Origin of the sequence: Peribacillus phoenicis, from assembly GCF_047238085.1 — a bacterium.
Classification (GTDB): domain Bacteria; phylum Bacillota; class Bacilli; order Bacillales; family DSM-1321; genus Peribacillus.
This window is the reverse complement of sequence record NZ_JBDFMF010000001.1, coordinates 1,178,595-1,199,217: the sequence shown is the minus strand read 5'-3', so window position 1 is coordinate 1,199,217 and position 20,623 is coordinate 1,178,595. Positions and strand designations below refer to the sequence as shown.

General features: G+C 41.9%; 21 protein-coding genes. 4 read left to right on the top strand and 17 right to left on the bottom strand.

Annotation, left to right across the window (positions count from 1 at the left end; all coding sequences use genetic code 11):
- Positions 1-99 precede the first annotated feature (99 nt).
- Positions 100-2,259 (bottom strand): PAS domain S-box protein, encoded by a 2,160-nt coding sequence (locus tag ABC374_RS05775; protein ID WP_413016448.1) that lies wholly within the window; start codon positions 2,257-2,259, stop codon positions 100-102.
- A 267-nt stretch (positions 2,260-2,526) separates the two neighbouring features.
- Between ABC374_RS05775 and ABC374_RS05770 the strand changes: the two genes are divergently transcribed.
- Both ABC374_RS05770 and ABC374_RS05765 read left to right on the top strand, forming a co-directional pair.
- Positions 2,527-3,552 (top strand): acyltransferase family protein, encoded by a 1,026-nt coding sequence (locus ABC374_RS05770; RefSeq protein ID WP_413016447.1) that lies wholly within the window; start codon positions 2,527-2,529, stop codon positions 3,550-3,552.
- Between the two features lie 194 nt (positions 3,553-3,746).
- Positions 3,747-5,507 (top strand): B12-binding domain-containing radical SAM protein, encoded by a 1,761-nt coding sequence (locus ABC374_RS05765; RefSeq protein ID WP_413020280.1) that lies wholly within the window; start codon positions 3,747-3,749, stop codon positions 5,505-5,507.
- A 37-nt stretch (positions 5,508-5,544) separates the two neighbouring features.
- On the opposite strand, the gene ABC374_RS05760 is transcribed toward ABC374_RS05765, so the two are convergent.
- A complete protein-coding gene (locus ABC374_RS05760) occupies positions 5,545-5,691 on the bottom strand; it encodes a hypothetical protein (protein WP_350301876.1) in 147 nt (48 codons plus the stop codon).
- Positions 5,691-5,849, bottom strand: coding sequence for a hypothetical protein (locus ABC374_RS05755; RefSeq protein ID WP_094246584.1), 159 nt, complete (start codon positions 5,847-5,849; stop codon positions 5,691-5,693). The genes ABC374_RS05760 and ABC374_RS05755 overlap by 1 nt, the downstream gene beginning before the upstream one ends.
- Before the next feature lie 123 nt (positions 5,850-5,972).
- Between ABC374_RS05755 and ABC374_RS05750 the strand changes: the two genes are divergently transcribed.
- Complete coding sequence (locus tag ABC374_RS05750; protein WP_350301875.1) at positions 5,973-6,308, top strand: DUF3905 domain-containing protein; 336 nt, start codon at positions 5,973-5,975, stop codon at positions 6,306-6,308.
- 59 nt (positions 6,309-6,367) lie between these two features.
- Here the strand turns inward: ABC374_RS05750 and ABC374_RS05745 are convergent, their stop codons facing one another.
- From ABC374_RS05745 to ABC374_RS05680, 14 genes are all read right to left on the bottom strand, one after another.
- A complete protein-coding gene (locus ABC374_RS05745) occupies positions 6,368-7,345 on the bottom strand; it encodes a quinone oxidoreductase family protein (protein ID WP_350301874.1) in 978 nt (325 codons plus the stop codon).
- Positions 7,346-7,361: 16 nt separating this feature from the next.
- Positions 7,362-8,141 carry an enoyl-CoA hydratase/isomerase family protein gene (locus ABC374_RS05740; protein WP_350301873.1) on the bottom strand — a complete coding sequence of 260 codons (780 nt, stop codon included), beginning with the start codon at positions 8,139-8,141 and terminating at the stop codon, positions 7,362-7,364.
- A gap of 17 nt (positions 8,142-8,158) precedes the next feature.
- Positions 8,159-8,938 carry an SDR family NAD(P)-dependent oxidoreductase gene (locus tag ABC374_RS05735; RefSeq protein WP_350301872.1) on the bottom strand — a complete coding sequence of 260 codons (780 nt, stop codon included), beginning with the start codon at positions 8,936-8,938 and terminating at the stop codon, positions 8,159-8,161.
- A gap of 28 nt (positions 8,939-8,966) precedes the next feature.
- Complete coding sequence (locus ABC374_RS05730) at positions 8,967-9,725, bottom strand: 2-phosphosulfolactate phosphatase (protein WP_413016446.1); 759 nt, start codon at positions 9,723-9,725, stop codon at positions 8,967-8,969.
- Positions 9,726-9,729: 4 nt separating this feature from the next.
- A complete protein-coding gene (locus tag ABC374_RS05725; RefSeq protein ID WP_350301870.1) occupies positions 9,730-10,791 on the bottom strand; it encodes a phosphotransferase family protein in 1,062 nt (353 codons plus the stop codon).
- 19 nt (positions 10,792-10,810) lie between these two features.
- Positions 10,811-11,212, bottom strand: coding sequence for an acyl-CoA thioesterase (locus ABC374_RS05720; RefSeq protein ID WP_350301869.1), 402 nt, complete (start codon positions 11,210-11,212; stop codon positions 10,811-10,813).
- 16 nt (positions 11,213-11,228) lie between these two features.
- A complete protein-coding gene (locus ABC374_RS05715) occupies positions 11,229-12,008 on the bottom strand; it encodes an enoyl-CoA hydratase (protein ID WP_413016445.1) in 780 nt (259 codons plus the stop codon).
- A complete protein-coding gene (locus ABC374_RS05710; protein WP_413016444.1) occupies positions 12,005-12,892 on the bottom strand; it encodes a 3-hydroxyacyl-CoA dehydrogenase family protein in 888 nt (295 codons plus the stop codon). The genes ABC374_RS05715 and ABC374_RS05710 overlap by 4 nt, the downstream gene beginning before the upstream one ends.
- A 43-nt stretch (positions 12,893-12,935) precedes the next feature.
- Positions 12,936-13,499, bottom strand: coding sequence for a TetR/AcrR family transcriptional regulator (locus ABC374_RS05705; RefSeq protein ID WP_350301866.1), 564 nt, complete (start codon positions 13,497-13,499; stop codon positions 12,936-12,938).
- 72 nt (positions 13,500-13,571) lie between these two features.
- Positions 13,572-15,182, bottom strand: coding sequence for a long-chain-fatty-acid--CoA ligase (locus ABC374_RS05700; protein ID WP_350302820.1), 1,611 nt, complete (start codon positions 15,180-15,182; stop codon positions 13,572-13,574).
- A gap of 37 nt (positions 15,183-15,219) precedes the next feature.
- On the bottom strand, positions 15,220-15,993 hold the full coding sequence (locus ABC374_RS05695) for an SDR family oxidoreductase (protein WP_350301865.1): 774 nt from the start codon (positions 15,991-15,993) through the stop codon (positions 15,220-15,222).
- The gene (locus tag ABC374_RS05690) at positions 15,990-17,219 is read right to left on the bottom strand and encodes an acyl-CoA dehydrogenase family protein (protein ID WP_413016443.1); all 1,230 of its coding nucleotides are present in this window, start codon (positions 17,217-17,219) and stop codon (positions 15,990-15,992) included. The genes ABC374_RS05695 and ABC374_RS05690 overlap by 4 nt, the downstream gene beginning before the upstream one ends.
- Before the next feature lie 103 nt (positions 17,220-17,322).
- A complete protein-coding gene (locus ABC374_RS05685) occupies positions 17,323-18,645 on the bottom strand; it encodes an ATP-binding protein (protein ID WP_350301863.1) in 1,323 nt (440 codons plus the stop codon).
- 197 nt (positions 18,646-18,842) lie between these two features.
- The gene (locus tag ABC374_RS05680) at positions 18,843-20,195 is read right to left on the bottom strand and encodes a TrkH family potassium uptake protein (RefSeq protein WP_350301862.1); all 1,353 of its coding nucleotides are present in this window, start codon (positions 20,193-20,195) and stop codon (positions 18,843-18,845) included.
- A 234-nt stretch (positions 20,196-20,429) separates the two neighbouring features.
- Between ABC374_RS05680 and ABC374_RS05675 the strand changes: the two genes are divergently transcribed.
- Complete coding sequence (locus ABC374_RS05675) at positions 20,430-20,621, top strand: alpha/beta-type small acid-soluble spore protein (RefSeq protein WP_034314196.1); 192 nt, start codon at positions 20,430-20,432, stop codon at positions 20,619-20,621.
- The last annotated feature ends 2 nt before the right edge of the window (positions 20,622-20,623 follow it).

The following is a 20,623-nucleotide window of genomic DNA, read 5'->3' as shown; positions in this document are numbered from 1 at the left end:
CGCTCCCTTTCCGCCGACTGCCTGCCAAGCAGCATCAAAGCAGGCATCTAGCGGTGTCTCGGCTAGCCAGTTATTAGGCAGTAATGTCGCAAATATCTTCTACTCGAAAGGCAAATAAATATGAAAGCTCGTCCCTTTTCCCACCTCGCTTTCGACTTCTATATAGCCATTGTGCTCTTCAATGATTTTATAGCTGACCATGAGCCCGAGTCCGGTTCCCCTATCCTTCGTCGTATAAAAAGGTTCACCCAATTTTTTTAGCATTTCCGTTGAAATCCCCATGCCTTTATCGGTAATTGAGATACAACCGTATTTCTCTGAAAACCGGCTTGTTTTAATTTGAACAGATCCGCCATCCGGCATGACTTCCAATGCATTTTTGATGATGTTAATGAACACTTGCTTTAACTGGTTCGCTTCACATAAAACCTTAAATTCATCTTCTTCAAAATCTGTCTCGAATTGAATATTTTCCAATAGTGCCTGAGCGGCCAGTAATTCTAGTGTCTCTCTCAATATTGTATGAACATCCTGTTTGAAAATTTTTAGCGCCTGCGGCTTTGCCAGTACCAAAAATTCCGTGATAATAGATTCGATTCGCTTAATTTCGGATGTAATCACATGAAAATATGTGGAAAACTCCCCCTTGACACCATCCTCAAGCAACTGGATAAAACCTTTTAAGGCTGTCATTGGATTCCTGATTTCATGAGCAATTCCGGCCGCCAGTTCACCAACGACATTCAAAGTATCCGATTTCCTGATCTGTTCCTGCATTTCGAGATTTTTACTCACATCTCGGAAAATGCTTAAATTCAGGTTCGAATATAAATTTTTCCTTGTCAAAAATTCAATATGCTTCACTCTTCCATCTTCGAATGTTATTGGAATGATGGATGAGTAGACCTCATGCTTATAAACATTTTCAATGTGAGTGTTCAAGACAGGAGCATTTTCAGGAATTTTTTTGATGAATCCCTTAACAGATAAAGAAAGCAGTTTACGCTTTGAAATCTCCAATATTTTTTGACCCGCTTCATTAATATCCGTGAACCCTTCATGGTTCCAGAGAATCAAGCCGTCTAATGTTCCCTCAAAAATCTTCCTGAACTTCTTCTCACTATCCCTTAATTCCTTCTCAATCAGCCAGCGCTCACTGACATTTCGAAATATCGTTACGTTATACCCGTCACCTTCATGTTTTTTGGCAGTCAATTCAAGCAATTTAATTTGGTTATTAGGCATTTTATAAATCAGCTCGCCCCGAACTTGGGTGTCTCTTTCAAATGTTTCCATCATCTGACCAAAATGGTTAGTATTGCTGTACACGTATTTCCAGATATAACTGCCTATCAAATCCTCTCTGCTGGATTCGAATATTTTACATGCTGAATGATTGACCCGAAAAATGATTCCATCATCATTCCAGAATATGATCGCATCCATGGACTGGTCGAATAATTCCGCAAAAATCCGTTCGCTCGTCTCTAACTTTTTTTCTATTATATTTGATTCTGTAATTCTTCGAAGCACTGACATGTATAATTCATTTCCTACCGTTGAACTTATGGAAAAAGTAAAGTGATGCAGTTCATCCCCAACCTTAATCTCTACCTCTCCTTTGAAGTTCGACTCATAACAGGCTCTTTGTATGCTCTCATCCCAATATCCCCGATAATCAGGGGATATGAGGTCCCTCATATTTTTACCGACAATCTCTTTTTTCGGGATGCCCATGACATGGATAAAGGCATGGTTCACTTCCATGATTATTCCTGAACTGTCGAATAGAACGATACTTTCTATGGCTGTATCAAAAATGTCCAAAAACATCTGCCTTGACATCCTTGTTTCTCTTGACGAAGAAACATCCAATGTCACATCCCCCAAACGATAGAACTGCTGCCCTTCGGAAAGATCGCCTATACGTATAAACTCTATTTGCTTAAGGGCTCCGGTATGAAGCTGGATAATTTGCCTTTGAGATGCATTCGAGGTTTTTAGGGAACTTGACACTTCCTGATTATTTAAAGGGATGACATCGAGAAAATCTGTTATCTTCATGGACTCCAGCTGATCTTTCGATGATTCCAGCAGGGCACATGAGGCATCATTGGCAAAAGTGATACGCAGTTCCTCATCAACCCTAATATAAGGCTCTGACATTGAATTGAAAATATTCAAAAACCCTTCTATTTGTTTATTCAATTTTATAATTTCCTGTTTATATCCCGTCTCATTCTCATAACCGATATTCATATAAACCCCCCTCATCAAAACCCCTACTTACCAACTTTATTCGACATCCATCTTGATTTTCCTCGGTATTTCCAAAAATCGATAAGATTCCAAAATTATCCTATATATCAAACTATAGTATATTGAATACTATAAAACTTAGCGTTAAGCTTAATTTAAGATTTTTATAATAAATTTAATAAATATTGATTTCGTACAAGGTATTTAGGGTATAAGAAATAACAATGCTTTCTAGCTACCTTAAAAATTTATTAAATGGAGGCAATAATGAAACAACGTGATTTTTTCTTCGATAACGCGAAGTTCATTCTCATGGCTTTTGTCGTCTTTGGACATTTGCTGAATACGTATATACATGACAGTGAAACGATTTATGCATTATATAAAACCATTTATTCCTTTCACATGCCTGCCTTTATCCTGGTTTCAGGCTTCTTTGCGAAAGGTTTTTATCAAAAAGGGTATCTAGGTAAAATTACTAAAAAACTGATTTTACCCTACATCATTTTCCAATTGATATATACCGTTTACTATTATTTCTTATATGAACGCTCTGCCATCACTGTAGACCTGCTTGATCCCCAATGGTCGCTATGGTTCTTGATCAGTTTATTCTGCTGGAACATCATGCTGCTTGGTTTTTCAAAGCTAAAGCCATCAGTAGGCATAGGTTTATCTATTTTAATCGCATTATTGATTGGATATATTGACAATATTTCCAATTACCTTAGTCTCTCCAGGACATTCGTTTTTTTCCCGATGTTCTTGATCGGATACCATTTAAGCAAGGACCATTTAAAAAAACTATTCACTCCCAAAATTCGTTTGGCTTCACTTAGTGTCATGTTAGTGATTTTTATCGGTTTTTATTTAAATACCGATATCAATTATAAATGGCTGCTCGGTTCGAAACCATATGCCGAACTCGAAGATGCGACAATCGTGTCCATGTTCAAACGCCTAGGATTTTATGGATTGAGCATCATTTCAGTGTTCAGCTTTCTTTCATTCATCCCACGCGGACAATATTTCTTTACGAATTGGGGTAAACAAACCCTTTATGTCTATCTGCTGCATGGTTTCTTCATTCGGTTCTTCCGTGAAAGCACCATACAGGAATACTTCAGCAATACAGAGAGCTTCATCATGCTCGCCGGCCTCTCTTTCTTGATTACGGTGTTATTATCAAGTGAAATGATCGCTACGATGGCACAGCCGATCATCGAATTGAAGACGACTAAAACAAAACGTTTCATGACTAAAACAAAAGAATATATTAAACAAGCTTTTTAAATAAAACGGATGAAGCATTTTCTGCTTTATCCGTTTTTAATTCATATCGACCTTCAAGGTGAAAAGATTCCCCTTCAATGCAATAACTCATTTTTCAAATGAAGCACGCTATGGTAAAATTACTCGTTAGTGCTTGTTGGCTTAAAAAGACATGTACACGAAAGGAGTCAGGCGTTTACTTTACGCCCTTTAACATGAATATAATAATCAGTACTCTTAATGCAAAATATATCCATACATCGCTATCCATCCGATATTTAAAAGCTTATGCCCAGCCAGATTATGATGTACAGCTGGCAGAATATACAATAAAAGATCCGATTATGAACATAGTTGGTGACCTTCATTCCAAAAAACCTGATGTAATCGGGTTCAGCTGCTATATTTGGAACATCGAGGAAACAATGAAGGTCGTAGCCATGCTGAAGAAGATCAATCCAGGATTGGTTATCATCCTGGGCGGACCTGAAGTCACCTATGATGTTGGGGAATGGCTTGATCAGATTCCCGGTGCTGATTTCATCGTAATTGGCGAAGGTGAAGTCACCTTTAAGGCCCTTTTATCAGAAATCGAAGGTTCGAATGACTATAAGAAGGTCGGCGGCATTGCGTATCGGCAGGATGGGAAAAAAATCATCCAGCCTCAGAACGGCAAGGTAGATTTGAAATCCCTCCCTACTCCATATCGTTTGGAGGAAGACCGTGGCGACCTATCTAAACGTGTCACCTATATCGAAACTAGCCGAGGCTGCCCTTTTAGCTGCCAATTTTGCCTTTCATCGATTGAAGTGGGTGTCAGGTATTTTGATCGTGAAAAGATTAAAGAAGATATCAGGTACCTAATGTCTAATGGTGCAAAGACCATTAAGTTCGTTGACCGAACCTTCAATATCAGCCGAAGCTATGCCATGGAAATGTTTCAATTCTTAATCGATGAACATCTTCCCGGTGTGGTTTTCCAATTCGAGATCACGGCGGACATCATGCGTCCGGAAGTTATCCAGTTCTTAAACGATAATGCCCCCGCAGGTTTGTTCCGCTTTGAAATAGGGGTACAATCGACGAATGATCATACGAATGATCTAGTTATGAGAAGGCAGAATTTCGAAAAACTAACAAGGACCGTAACCATGGTAAAAGAAGGTCAGAAAATTGATCAGCATTTAGACCTTATTGCCGGTTTACCAGAAGAAGATTATCATTCTTTCAGAAAGACCTTCAATGATGTTTTCGAGCTCAGACCCGAAGAGATGCAGCTTGGTTTCTTAAAGATGCTTCGTGGCACTGGCTTAAGGATACGTGCCGATGAACACCAATATATATACAGCGAACATGCTCCCTATGAAATCCTGGGGAATAATGTTTTATCCTTCGATGACATTGTCCGCATTAAACAAGTTGAAGATGTCCTTGAAAAATACTGGAACGATCATAGAATGGACCATACCACGGAATATCTTGTCCAAACGGTATTTCAATCACCGTTCGACTTCTTTCAAGATTTCGGTACCTATTGGGATGAACAAGGGTGGTCACGAATCGGACATCAGCTTGAAGACTTATTCAGACGTTTACAGCAGTTTTTGGCTTCCCGGGAATCTGCCGAACTGAAAAACATTATCGGACTCATGAAATTGGATTATTTCATGAATCAAAAATACAAACCACGTAAACCTTGGTGGGAAGCTTCATTAGATAAAAATGGGCGGAAAGAGATATATGAAGATATTCTGAATAACCCTGAACAGCTTGGTTCCTCTTTCACAGCTTTGGCCCTTAATGAAAAGGAAATACACAAACACACATTGCTCGAGGCACTTCCCTTTGATTTGGAAACGTATTTAGCTGAGGGAACAATCGTCGATAAACCATCGTTCATGCTTGCCTATTTTGATCCGAGTGGTAAGGGATCAACAATTTTCCCTCTCTCAAAATCTGGCAGCATCATGCTTTAAGAATAAGGACGGACCCAAGAATTGGGTCCGTCCTTATTTACTTATCACTTTCACGTTTTTTATTTTCTTTTGCCAAAATTTCATAAATTTTTGTTGCGTTCATATCGCCGCTGAATTCGATTCCAAATTCCGTTCGTACATGTTCCCCCATCTTTTCCCTGCTGTCTCGTTTTTCTTTATCCATTAACTTCTTCCTTTTCTGCCTTGCTTTGAATTGCGGTTGGCACCTTTCATTGCGTTTTCCTCCATTGCGAACTCATTGGAAAATTCATTTTCAGCTTGGTTTCTTTTTGGCGTTTTACTTGCTTTGACAGCACCATCCACATTGGCTTTCCGTTTCATTTTCATCCACCCTTTTTAATATAGTTTACATCTTTAGAATGGGGTAAAAATGCCGGAAATTATTCAGGGATAATATAGGGACAGACGAGAAAAATAACCGTAAAACGGAAAGGGAGACGCTATATGAAAAAAAAATTGGATTCACCAATTATCGACGATACACAACCACACCAAATTAACGCACCAAGCTTTAAAGGAACCGGCATAAAACCACAGGCTCCATTCGTTAATGATTATGGAGTCGTCATCGGCGACAGTAAATATGCATCCGAAAACTCACCACTTGAAAATTGGAATGAAGATACAGATCCGGAAATCATGGCTGGAGACGAATGGATACACCCCACCAATGATATAGGCTGGAATTCAACTGAAAACCGTGAATTGTTAGAGGCTAAAAGAGCACCGCAGCCGCCTTTCATGCATCCCGATAAAGATGTCAGCACCGATACGGATTGAGTCGTTCCAGAAGGGCAAAAATCCATTATCATACAAGGGGTGCATCACACCCCTTCTTCTCATTTAACCTGCAAAATCAACTTCCCTTTTGTTTGACGGGCGTTCATTTCCTCATGGACGGCTGCTGCCTTTTCAATTGGATAGATTCCGCCGATGGTTAGCTTAAGTTCCCCAGACGCGACGTATGCAAAAAGTTCTTGAATGCTGGGCAACAGTAAATCTGGGTGTTTCATGATCTGTGGCAGGAAAAAACCTACGACGGATTGATTGCGCCTCATTAATTGCTGCGGGTTCATCGTATAAGGCTTACGGCTGGCATTACCAAAAACAACTAGACGTCCAAATGGTGCCAAACATTTCAATGTTTTATTGAAAATATCCCCTCCAGCCATTTCGAGCGCCACGTCGACTCCCTTTCCTCCCGTGACCTCACGGACTTCCATTTCCCATCCTTCTTTCGTGTAATCGATGAGTTCATCTGCCCCCATCTCTTTAGCCAGTTCCAACTTTTCCACTGTGCTGGCTGTGGCAATCACTTTTCCAGCTCCGAAGATTTTGGCTAGCTGGACAGCAATCGTTCCTACTCCACCTGCAGCAGCATGGACCAATACCGTATCCCCCTGTTGCATGCGTCCCATTGTCTTTAAAATATGATAGGCGCTCAGGCCTTGCAGGGGCAGGGCAACAGCTTCATGGAACTGAATGGCATCAGGAAGCGGAATGGCCGAGAATTCATCAGATAGGGCATATTCTGAATATCCACCTGATTCAATTAAACTCACGACCCTTGTACCAGGTTTGATTTTAGTCACCTTTCCACCAACTTCCACCACAACGCCCGCCACTTCCGCACCTGGAATGAACGGAAGCGGCGTAGGTACTACATATTGCCCTTCCCTTCTGGCTGTATCTGCATAATTGACGCCGACACAATCGATTTCAATCAGAACTTCATGCCCAGTTGGCACTGGTCTTTCCATTTCAGTCAATTTCAGTACTTCCGGTCCGCCGTATTCTTCAAAATGAATGGCTCTCATCTTTATCCCTCCCCTATTAATTCCCAGTAAATTCCGGTTTTCTCTTTTCTTTGAATGCTGCAACTCCCTCCAGATGATCTTCTGTTGAAGCCATCAAGGTTTGCGTGATGCGCTCCTGTTCGAGTATTTCATCAAGTGTAGCCGTAAATGAATGACTAACGAGCTTTTTCATCATTCCATAAGCTTTTGTCGGTCCATTTGCCAGCTTTTCCGCAAGTTTCAATGATTCTTCTTCAAGTTGATTGAGTGGGTAAATATAATTAATGACACCTAACTGGTATAAGCGCTCCGCAGAAATCGGTTCAGCAGAAAAGAAGAGCTGCTTTGCAAGATGGGGCCCTACTAATTTAGGTAAAAAATAAGAACCCCCTCCATCAGAAATCAGACCTACCTGTGAAAAACTCATGGCAAATTGACTATCATCGGAAGCAACGATCAAATCACAAGCGAGTGCCAAATTGAATCCTGCCCCTGCCGCAAATCCATGGACGGCAGCGATTACGGGAACCTCAGAAGCATCCAGAGCCATTATGCATTCGTTCATTCTGCCGACATGATCATACAATTGACCTGCAGAGGCCTTCCCCATCGACTTTACGTCTCCTCCTGCAGTGAACGACCTTCCCGCCCCTTTGATGATGACGGCCCTTATATGTGGTGTATGTTTTACATCCTTAATCGCTTTCGTTAAGCTTGCAATCATATCCGGACTAAACGCATTCAAGCTTTCAGGACGATTCAAAGTCAGGATCATTACATTATCGATTACTTCAGTCACTAAGTGTTCTTTTAACATTTACCCATCCCCTTTTTCTATTTGATCAACCAGCCGCCATCCACCAATAAATCCGTCCCAGTCATATAGGAAGCCTCCGGGGAAGCAGCAAAGGTAATGACATTACTTATTTCCTCCGCTTTCCCCACTCTTTCCAGTGCAGTGTTCCGTTGAATGGACTTTACGAATTTTTCATTTTGCAATCCACCCTCCGTTAATGGAGTTTCAATGAATCCAGGTGATACGGAATTGACCCGAATGCCGACTGCAGCGAGTTCCAGTGCCAATGATTTAGTTAAACTGATGACACCTGCTTTAGCAGAGCTGTAATGCGGGATGAATGCCCCTGCCTGATGCCCTGACAGTGAAGCCACATTCACGATTGCCCGATTGGCGGAGCCTTCATTACCAGTGCCCGCTCCTTCTTCCATCACTTTCCCCAAGTACTTGGAAACAAGAAAGACACTTTTCAAATTGACATGCTGAATCATATCCCAATCAGCTGCAGATGTATCCAAAAGCTTCGAGGACTTTGATCCACCTGCGTTATTGATTAAAATGTGAAGGTCACGATATTGTTCCTTTACATACATGGCCAGCTCTTTTACATCCTCCTCGACGGTAACATCTGCAGGGAAAATGTCGGCCACGGGAATCGTATGCCTGGCATTGATTTCTGCAGCCGCTTCCTCCAGCTTTCCTTTCGTCCGCCCTACCAATAACACTTTTGCCCCTTCGTCCGATAGGCGCATCGCTGTAGCTTTCCCAATACCGGAGCCTGCACCTGTCACCACCGCTATTGATTGTGAAAACCTCATCCCCTTCACTCCTTAACTGGATTTTGAACTACGATTCCTGCCTTTTCAATTCAGCCTCGATCCTTCCATCCACCAACTCCGGCACAAGATCCAACGAACCTTTTTGCGCCGCCAATTCCAAATCGGCGATCAAACTATGTTTGTCAAACAGCTTTCCGACATACGATGATTTCAGGATATCAAAGGCATTTTCGCTATTCGTGCGATAAAGTGCATGGGCAGCCTTTGCTGCATCATTGAGGATGAACGAGCCTTGCGATCCAGCAATCAGGCAATCTATCAAATGGCCTGCACCGTAAAAATCTTCCAGACTGAATTCACCTGAGTTTCCCGAGCAAACGATGATGATCGTTTCTGTTTTATGATGTTTTTTTATTTTTTCCGCAACCGACGGATTATTCAACAAAGAAGCGATATAAACCTTTTGGGCAGCGGCTGAATTTCTCAACGCAACCGTTCCATTAGTCGTGGACAGTATTAATGTTTTGTCGCGTACCAACTTACTCAATAGCGTCGGACTCGGGTACATTAAATCATCAACCGGCTTAGCTTTTAGTTCCCCTGCCACTACTACATCCCCATGGTCCAATTCCTGGCTTTTCACCAAGGCATCCACTGGATCCATGACAGGTATCACCTGGCGTGCTCCCTCATGAAGTGCTGAAATAATCGTAGTGGTTGCTAATAACACATCAAGTACGACCGCGACTTTCTCCCCTTCTTGAAGCTTTTTCCCATCTATCTCTTCTTTTTTTAGCAGCAAATGAATGTTTTGTATATATTCCATTGTATTAAACTTCCTTCGCAGCTACATTTGCTGCATGAGTGAGTAAGCTTTTAACCGTTTTTCCGAGATTGGAAAAACGGGGATCATTAGTCTGGCCTTTTTTATATCGATAATAGATTTGCTGAAGAATGACAGCCAACTTAAAGTAACCGAATGTTAAATAAAAATCGACGTTGGAAACATCCCTGCCGCTTCTTGCTGCATACATCTCGATAAATTCCCTTCGTGTCGGAAAACCAGTTAAAGTCGTGACGGACGCTTTACCCACACCGATTTTGATAAGTTCCGGATCACCGCTTTCCGTCCAGTAGCTTAAAGCCACTCCTAGATCGGCTAACGGATCACCAACGGTGGACATTTCCCAATCAAATAAACCAACCATCTCTGTAAGGTCCTGGTTAAACATGGCATTATTGATCTTATAGTCATAATGGATAATAGAAGTCTGGCTATGTTTCGGGATATTATGTTGAAAATAATCGGTAAGCGGTCGTATTTCCTTGATTTCATCAGTTTTTGCTCTCTCATAGCGGGAAATCCATCCGCGCACCTGTCTTTCAATGAACCCTTCAGGTTTGGAGATTTCCACCAACCCAGTTTTCTCATAGGGAATCGAGTGCAGATCAGCAAGCCGATTGACCATGACATGAGAAAGCTGTCGGCACTTTTCGACAGTTGGCTCGATTTCCTTGGGAAATTCGGTATCTATTACAATTCCATGTTTCCTTTCCATTAGGAAAAAAGGGGCCCCGGCAATCGATTCGTCATCCGAGAACAGAATAGGCTCGGGAGCCGCTTGAAAATATGGGTTGATTGAGGAAAGGATATGATGTTCACGCTTCATATCATGTGCCTTTGGAGCAACAGGACCAAGCGGAGGCCTTCTGAGAACAGCCTCCCACTCACCCATTTTCAGCTGATAGGTCAAATTGGAATAGCCCGTTGAAAATTGTTGCAATTCTAACGGTTCATTTGGAAGGTCCAATATATTTTTTCTTAGGAAACCTTCTAATGCACCAATATTCAGTTCCTCGCCGGGCCGAACGGGAATCGTATCGTCAACCATGTTCTTCCACTCCTTCATTCTAATTATGAACAAGATGTGAAATGAGTTTTTCTTTAATCATTTCAGGAATAGGTTCACTTTTTTGATTCAAAAAATTAAAACAAACTAAAACTGCACTTCCCTTAGCAATGATTTCCCCAGTTTGTGAGCAGAGGATATCATGTACCATATCACAGCTTTTCGTACCTACCTTTGTCAAAGATGTACGAATGGTCAAGAGTTGATTGAAATATCCCTGAGCAATAAAGTCGCATTTAGTGGAGGCTAACAAAAAGTTCCATGACTCGACATTCGTCGCTAAGCCCAAAGCTTCAAAAAATTTCATGCGTGCTTCTTCGAGGTAAATGAAATAGCTTGTGTTATTGATGTGGCCCAAAGCATCCGTTTCGGAAAAACGGACGTCGACTTCCAATTCATGCATAAGACCCCTCCTTGAATTAACGATGTACAAAAGCAGGTTTACGTTTATCCAAGAAAGCGGAAACCCCTTCTTTAACATCTTCAGTTTGGAAGATTTCTTCAAAAAGATTCGTTTCAATCTCCAGACCTTGTTCAAGCGTGGCTTCACTTCCTTCATTAATCGCCTTCTTGATTCTCGAAAGTGCCTGAAGTGAGTGCCTTGTCATTCGTGAGGCCAAGATTTTCGCTTCCGATAAGCCGCAGCCTTGCTCGACGACTTTATTGACAAGCCCGATCTTTTCCGCTTCTATGGCACCTAGCGGATCACCGGTAAATATAATCTCTTTTGCCTTTGCGTTTCCGACAAGTCTGGACAAACGCTGTGTACCGCCAGCTCCAGGAAATAAGCCTAATTTCACTTCCGGCAGACCAATTTGAACCTGTGTTTCAGCCACTCGCAAATCACAGGCCAGAGCCAGTTCACATCCGCCGCCCAAAGTCAGGCCGTTTAATACAGCTATTGTAGGTTTAGGAAACTGGTCGATTTTGGTTAGGACGGCATGACCTTCCTTTACCATTTCCTTCATATTCGGGTTCCCCATCATGCTAGGGAATTCTTTTATATCAGCCCCAGCTGCAAATGCGATATTGCCTGCACCTGTTATGAGTACCGCAACAGTTTCATTATCTTTTGAAAGTTCATCGAATGTTTCTCCCAAGTCTCTGAATACCTGTTTACTGATTACGTTTAATGGAGGATTATCGATGGTGATGACCACAAGCTTATTTTCCTTAACCACTCTAATTAATTTTGTCATCGATTCTTCACTCCTTGATTTGGATAATCATACCAGCCTTTTCCTGTTTTCCTTCCTAAATGTCCCTTATTCACCTTTTCTGCTATACAAGCATTTGGCTTGTCTTCTGGATTTCCAGTTTCATTGTATCGCTGCTGCATGACAAAATATCCTACATCAATACCTGATAGATCCATCAGTTCAAAAGGGCCGATGGGATGGCCTAAAGCTTTCCTGCAAATTAAATCGATATCCTTATAATCCACAATTCCTTCTTCATACAAATATAAGGCCTCACGCTGTAACGCTCCCAAAATTCGATTGGCTACGAATCCCGATATCTCTTTCCTCAACAAAACTCCTGTCCTATTCATTTTCTCTGTCACTTCCATCGCAAGCTTGGCTGTTTCCTCCGATGTTTGATCACTCATGACAACCTCAACGCAATCCATTACTAGAGGCGGAAAAAAGAAATGCATATTAATAAACTTATCCGGACGATTCGTCACACTTGCAAGCAGGCTATTGACGATCGTTGAACTATTCGTTGCAAAAATGGTTTCCGCGGGGGCGAATTCTTCAAGTTTAGCGAAGACTTCCTGTTTCACATCAAGTTTTTCAACTACCGCTTCAATGATCAGATCAGCTCCACTCGCAGCTTTCTCAAGATCGGAAGTATATTGAAGACGGCTAAAAGCAGCCAATTTACGATCTTCAGACAATCTTCCCTTTTGAACCCATTTAGTCAAAATGACGTCCAATTTTTCTTTGGCTGCATTCAACGCGTTTTCCTGAACATCCTGAAGAATCGTTTCGTAACCTCCAAGTGCAGCAAGCATCGCAATTTGATGCCCCATCTGCCCGGCCCCAATTACGGTTATCGATTGAATTTGCTTGTTGGCCATGCCTTCTATCTCCCTTCTACTAACTGGTTAGTATGTGTCCTGGTCACGCTTCAATTCCGTGCAGAATCATCCCCATAAAAATGGATGCAACTTCCTGTTCGGTTTTTTCACCTTCTGGGTCGAACCAATGATAGCTCCAATTGGCTACACCCAAAATAGCAAAAGAGATGATGGATGCATCGAGATTGGAACGCAGTTCTCCGCTCTCGATGCCGCTAATCAGCACTTGCTCGATTTTATTACGGAACTCATCCCGCTTAGGAAGGATTTGTGCAAGTTTTTCGTCACTTAGATTTTTCATTTCACGGAAAAAGACCGTTGCGCTGGATTTTTTGGTTTTGATGCTTTTTAAAAGCATATATACCATATCGAAAAGCTTATCCTTACAGCTTTTCCCAGGTTCCGAAATGATCATTTCCTGCTCACCAAGCAACTCGTCTATATAAGCGAGATGAATATCCATAAGTAATTGCTCTTTGCTCGTAAAGTAATAATAAAACGTTCCCTTCGTCACCCCGACCGATTCGACGATGTCAGAAATCGACGTTTCACTAAAGCCCTTCTTTTCAAATAAGCGTATGCTATGTTCTGTCATTTTTTCTTTCATGTAAGCACCCTCGCAATCTGTTAAAATTTCAGCTGAATTGATATCATACGCTTTCGTACTATCAAAGCCCTCTTATTTCCTGGAAAGTTCTTCTCTTAAAGCCCGCCTTAAAATCTTTCCGACATTTGTTTTCGGTAACTCTTCACGAAATTCAACGAAATGCGGAACTTTATAGGCCGATAGGTTGGCACGGCAATAATCGATGATTTCCAGTTCATTTGCCGTTTTATTATTTTTAAGTACAAGCACCGCTTTTACCGACTCCCCTCGGTACGCATCCGGAACGCCGATGACAACCGCTTCCTGGACAGCAGGATGTTCATAAAGCACTTCCTCCACATCTCGCGGATATATATTATAACCACTTGCGATGATCAAATCTTTTTTCCTGTCGACAATATAGAGATACCCGTCTTCATCAACTTTGGCGATATCACCCGTATAAAGCCAACCATCCCTAAGGGTTACCGCCGTCTCCTCGGGCATATTCCAGTACCCTTTCATCACTTGGGGTCCTTTGACGACCAATTCCCCCATTTCGCCAGTGGCCACTTCTTTTGTCCCGTCTCCCAGGTCCATCACTTTATATTCAGTCGAAGGGATTCCGATCCCGACGCTCCCCGGCTTCCTTTTAGCAAATACCGGGTTACAATGAGTTGTTGGCGAAGCTTCCGTAAGACCGTAGCCTTCCAATATCTTTGCACCTGATTTTCGTTCGAACTCACGCAGCAGTTCCACGGGCATCGGTGCACTTCCGCTGTTACAGACCTGAATTGAGCCCATTCCATATTCTTCTGCCTTCGGGTGATTCGTCAACGCTACATACATGGTAGGTACACCAGGAAAAGTGGTCGGCTGTTCACGCTTTATCGTTTCCAGCACTTCTTCTATTTCAAATCGTGGCAGCATGATCGAGTCACCCGCGATATACACGGATAAATTCATTGCGGATGTCATTCCAAAAACATGAAAAAGCGGGATGACCGACAGCGTTCTTTCAGAGCCCATTTTTAATTCATGCTTGAAGAATTCATACGATTGAACGACATTGGCCAGAATATTGCTGTGAGTCAGCATCGCCCCTTTTGAACGGCCTGTCGTCCCACCTGTGTACTGAAGAACGGCTATATCATTTTCCGGATCGATTGATACTGGATTGATTTTCCCGTCTCCTGTCTTCATGAATTGGTCAAAAGAAGCATCAGGCTGGAAATCTGCTTCCGAAGGCTGAAGGCTTACGGCGATAATATTTTTCAGGTTTGCATGTTGCTGAACACTTTTCACTTTCGGATATAATCCGTCCAATACCACGATCGTTTCTGCACCGGAGTCCTGTAAAATATGCTGCAGCTCCCTTTCAACCAGCATTGGGTTGATTTGGGTGATAATGGCTCCTGTTGTCAACGAACCATAATACGCAATGACGTATTGCGGACAGTTAGGCAGCATGATGGCGACACGGTCGCCTTTTTGAACACCTTTTTTTTGCAGGGCTGAAGCAAAGGCTTGCGACGCATGAAAAAGTTCCTGATAAGATATCTTTCGGTCATAAAAAGTAATAGCTGTATTGTTTGGATAGGACTGACATGCATTTTGAAGGATTCTTTGCATCGGAAACTCAGGGACTTTTATTTCCTTTGAAATTGAATCAGGATAAACGGACAGCCATTTTTTTTCATTCATCATTTCATACCCTCCAGCCATATTTACTTACCTTTCATTACTTTGCATGTGAACCCCCATCGACAATCAAGATATTTCCAGTCACAAAATCAGATGCCTTCGAGGCCAGGAAAACCGCTGCCCCTTTTAAATCATCATCACTCCCAAATCTTTTTAGCGGCGTGGAATCCAAGATAGGATTCTTCCCTTGCTCAAGAACCCCTTTCGTCATTTTTGTCGGAAAGAATCCAGGTGCGATTGCATTTACATTAATATTATGCTGACCCCATTTAACAGCTAAATCCTTTGTTAAAGTAATGACCGCCCCTTTACTCGTATTATATCCGACCGTATCGAGCACCCTGGGGTCTGTCCCCCCTAATCCAGCGACGGAAGCGATGTTTATGATTTTCCCATGTCCCTGCTCAATCATGACCCTGCCTGCTGTCTGGCTCATGATAAAGGTTCCGGTTACATTGACATTCATCACCTTCTGCCATGCTTCAAGGGGCATGTCGACGGCCGGTGCCCCCCAGGATGCCCCGCTATTGTTTACTAAAATGTCTATGGCACCGAATTCACGGTAAGTTTCGTTAACAACCTCCTGTACATCTGACGGATTGGTGATATCACACTTGAAGGAAAGTGCCTTGACTCCAAGCTTTTCGATTTGCGAAGCAACTTCGTCGCATGCCTCCTTCTTCCTTGAACAAAGAACGACATTTGCCCCAGCCTCGGCAAAGCCGGTCGCTATTTGTGCTCCCAATCCTCTCCCTCCGCCGGTTATGATCGCCGTCTTTCCAGTCAGATCGAATAAGTCGGTAACTTTCATATTTTCACCTCATGCTTTTGTTGGTATTTTCGAAGTTCTATTTTAGCAACTTGTGAGCGGTGAACTTCATCGGGACCATCAGCAAGCCTTAATGTCCGTGCATTTGCCCAATGTGCAGCAAAAGGGAAATCATCGGAAATCCCTGCAGCACCAAAGCCTTGGATGGCCCTGTCCAGCACTTTCAATGCCATATTAGGTGCCACCACTTTTATCATGGCAATCTCCGCCTTCGCTTCCTTGTTCCCGACAGTATCCATCATATAAGCGGCTTTTAGGGTCAGAAGTCTTGCTTGTTCGATTTCAATCCGTGAATCGGCAACCCACTCCATGATCACACCTTGTCTCGCCAATGTTTTACCAAAAGCGACACGATATTGAATGCGCTTACATAATTCTTCAAGTGCTCTTTCAGCAGCGCCGATTAGCCTCATGCAATGATGTATCCTTCCGGGTCCGAGTCGTCCTTGGGCAATTGCAAATCCTTTACCTTCACCCCATAGAATATTCGTTGCCGGGACCCTCACATTTTCAAAAGTGATTTCAGCATGGCCATGCGGGGCATGATCATAACCAAACACAGGGAGCATTCTCTCGATTTTGACACCCGGGGTATCCAGCGGTACAAGAATCATTGACTGTTGTTCATGCTTGGACGCCTCAGGATCTGTCTTACCCATGACGATGGCAATCTTGCATCGGGGATCGCCTGCTCCTGAAGACCACCATTTTCGGCCGTTTATGACATACTCATTACCCGCCTTTTCTATCCTGCATTCGATATTGGTCGCATCGGAAGACGCCACTTCCGGTTCCGTCATCGAGAAGCATGAGCGGATTTCCCCAGCAAGCAAGGGCTTCAGCCAGCGTTCCTTATGTTCATCTGAACCGTATCTCACCAACACTTCCATATTACCGGTGTCCGGCGCATTACAGTTGAAGATTTCAGGTCCTATCGTCGACCTTCCCATGATTTCACAAAGCGGGGCATATTCTAGATTTGTTAAACCCGCGCCATAATTGCTATCAGGCAAAAATAAATTCCATAATCCTTCTTCCTTTGCTTTTGCCGTCAATTCAGATAATATCGGGGGTATTTCACTCCAGCGGCTCTTCTGTGCTTCGAGCTGCTTTTTGTATATTGATTCATTTGGGTATACGTGCTTTTCCATGAATTCCGTTAACTTCTTTTCCAAGTTTTTCACCTTTTGAGTATGTTCAAAGTTCAAATTGATTCCTCCTTTTTACTTACTAACCGGTTAGTATGTTATTACTTTTAAAGTATATACACAACATTCAGATTTTTTCAACAATTAAATCATTTTTTTCTTATCATTCAAAGGCCTGTACCTGGACCTTTTGGTCCCCACTATATTCCTTTTGTTGGACGGTGGGAAATATACAAACGATTTTCGTACCTTTTTTCAGTTCACTTGTGATGAAAACTTTTCCGCCATGATTTTCGATGATTCTAAAACAAACGGAAAGACCCAATCCCGTTCCTGATGTTTTTGTAGTAAAAAATGGTTCTCCTACTTTTTGCAGGGAGTTTTCCGGAATACCCTCCCCTTCGTCCAAAATGCTCAAAAAAACTTCCCCATTTTCCCCATTTATGCTCACAAAAATATTCCCGCCATTCGGCATCGATTCTATGGAATTTTTTATCATGTTTATTAGTACTTGCTTGATTTGGTTTTCATCAAAATACATAAAAATAGGTTCCGAATCATAATTTTTATGTATTTGAATATTGTTCAGTACGGCGTTTGTCTCCAATAGCGTCACGACATGGTTGCAGCTTTCCTTTAAATCCTTCTCAAGAAAAACCGCCTCAGCAGGTTTCGATAGCAGCAAGAGTTCATTCAGCACTTGCTCAATTCGATTTATTTCCGAAAAAATAATATCATAGTACTCCTGCTTTTCGGCACCGCCATCTTTAATCAACTTCACGAATCCCATTATCGCTGTCATCGGGTTCCTGACCTCATGTGCAATCCCTGCCGCAAGCTGGGCAGCCGTTGATAATTTGCTTGATGTGATTGCCAAATGTTCGTTTAAGCTCACAAGCTTTTCCTCCGCATGTTTACGTTCATTGATTTCCGATAATATGCCCGCCGTCCCGATGAATTTCCCAGCGTCATCATAAATTAGTTTAACGAATGCTTCAACCCAACTTGTTCCCTTTTTCGCATTTAGTTTGATGTCCGCACGAAAATATTTATTCCCCCGATGAAAGGTGTCCGCAAAGGCCTTTAATACGTCTTGATAAGAATTGTTATCCATATGTTTAGAAAAGTGAAGCCCTAGGGATTCATTCACGGTTGCACCACTCATCGATTTCCATGCCGGGTTTAAGTACAGCCAATTTCCTTTATTATCCGTTTGGAAAATAACCTCATTGAAGCTATTGACCAGTTCTTTGGAGTAATTGGAGATAATGCGATAACGCCCTTCGCTATCCTGCAATAAAGCAATCGTTTTTCGTTTATGATCAAAGATGGCACCCAAACACCAGGCTATGGTTAAGATTATGATTAAATATATTCCTGCAAAGGCGGAAAACCTGCGTTCTTCATGACCCAGCCACCCTATATAGGGCAGTATCAATATGAAGAAAAGGGTAGGGACAATGATTCTTCCTGTATATTTCTTCACTTCTTCCACCTCCTTACCAAAATGATTTATACTTCATCCGATTGATTTCCAAGTAAGGGGTCAAATTCGCATAACTTTTAAATAGAATTGGTGGAAAACTCACTTATAGGTAAATTTCAACATTTTATCAAAGATTCCTGCAAACAACACAAAAAACCTTTCCACGGGTGGAAAGGTCACTGTTAAACTTAAATCATTTACCCAATGATGACGCGTTCTTTTGGATAATGGAAATTTTCCGTAACTTCTTTATGACCTATGATATACAGGAGGGAGGTTATCCCGACACGGCCAATGAACATAATGATCATAATGACAATTTTACCGGTATTGCTGAGGTCAGGCGTGATTCCCATCGAGAGGCCGACTGATCCGAAAGCCGAACATACCTCAAAAATGATTTGCATCAAAGTAAAATTTTCGGTAATTGATAAAATGAAGACCGCCATTATGCAAAGGAGGGATCCCATGATCATAACTGCCGTCGCTTTTCGGATATCATCGGGATGAATCTCGCGTTTGAACACTTTAATGGAACGCCTTCCTCTCATGAAATTCCATAAAAATAAAATCATGATGGCCAGTGTAGTTGTCCGGATTCCTCCACCGACTGAACTTGGGGATGCTCCAATGAACATCAATATGCTCATCAATAAAAGGGTAGGTTCCGAAAAGTCACTCACATTCATGGTTGCTAACCCGCCGCTTCGCGTATTGGAGGACATAAATAAAGAGTAGAAGAACGATTCATGCCAGCTCTTATTTTTAAAGAATCCATTTATTTCTAGGAGGTAAATCAGGATCGTTCCCCCAATGATAAGGGAAAAGAAAGTGACTGAGGTCAGCTTCGTGAACAAAGAAAAATGAAACTTATAAGTACGGGCCCTATTGGACAAAAACTCTTTCAGCTCAATCAAGACAGGAAACCCAATGGCGCCAAGGGTAAGCAGGATAATCGTAATGAACTGTACAAAATAATCGTCTTTAAATGGGATCATCGATATACCGGTAATATCAAAACCAGCATTCGTGGTGGCACTTACGGCTAAAAATAAGCCATTTAAGAAGGCCTCTTTCCAGTCTGGAAAATAATTCAGAAAGTAAATGCCTAATACGAGAGCTCCAATCATTTCAATTACGACAAATATCTGAATGATTTGGATCAATAATTTAACAAGGCCCGAAAGATTCGATTGGTTTTGATCAGTCATGATCAATTGCCTTTCCTTCAAACCGATTTTCTTGCCCACTATAAGCCAGAAAAAGGTTCCGAGTGTCATGATGCCAATACCGCCAAATTGGAGAACGAACATTAGAATGAAATAGCCTACCTCATTATACACTTCGGGCAAACTAACAACTGTCAGACCTGTCACACTAACTGCACTTACGGCTGTGAATAAAGCATCCATGAATTTAAATTCCACGCCTGGCTTCAGAGCAACCGGCAAACTCAACAGTACGGTCGAGATAGTGACGGCCAAAAAATAATAACCGACAATAAGCTGAGCTGGTGTTAACTTTGATAATATTTTTTTGATAGCAAACATAAAGAGTTTCCTTTCTTACTCCTATATAGTTATGTGAATCACATAACCATTAAAAATCTAGTTTACCCTTTTTTCATTCTTTTTTCCATTCTCTTTTAATACTGACTTACTTACAACAAAAAGGCAGGTTTACCAATAAGTTTGATGCTGCTCATATAAGTAAAACTCGACATTCTACTTATACTATCATTACAGCGGCAAAAGCCGTTGAAAAAGTAAAGGGGAGATTCAAAAATGGCTAACAGCAGCAACAATCTTCTTGTTCCTGGAATCGAACAAGCATTAGAACAAATCAAATATGAAATTGCATCTGAATTCGGTGTACAATTAGGATCCGATACTTCAGCACGTGCCAATGGTTCAGTTGGCGGAGAAATTACGAAACGTCTTGTACAACAAGCACAGTCTCAACTTAAAGGTCAATAATT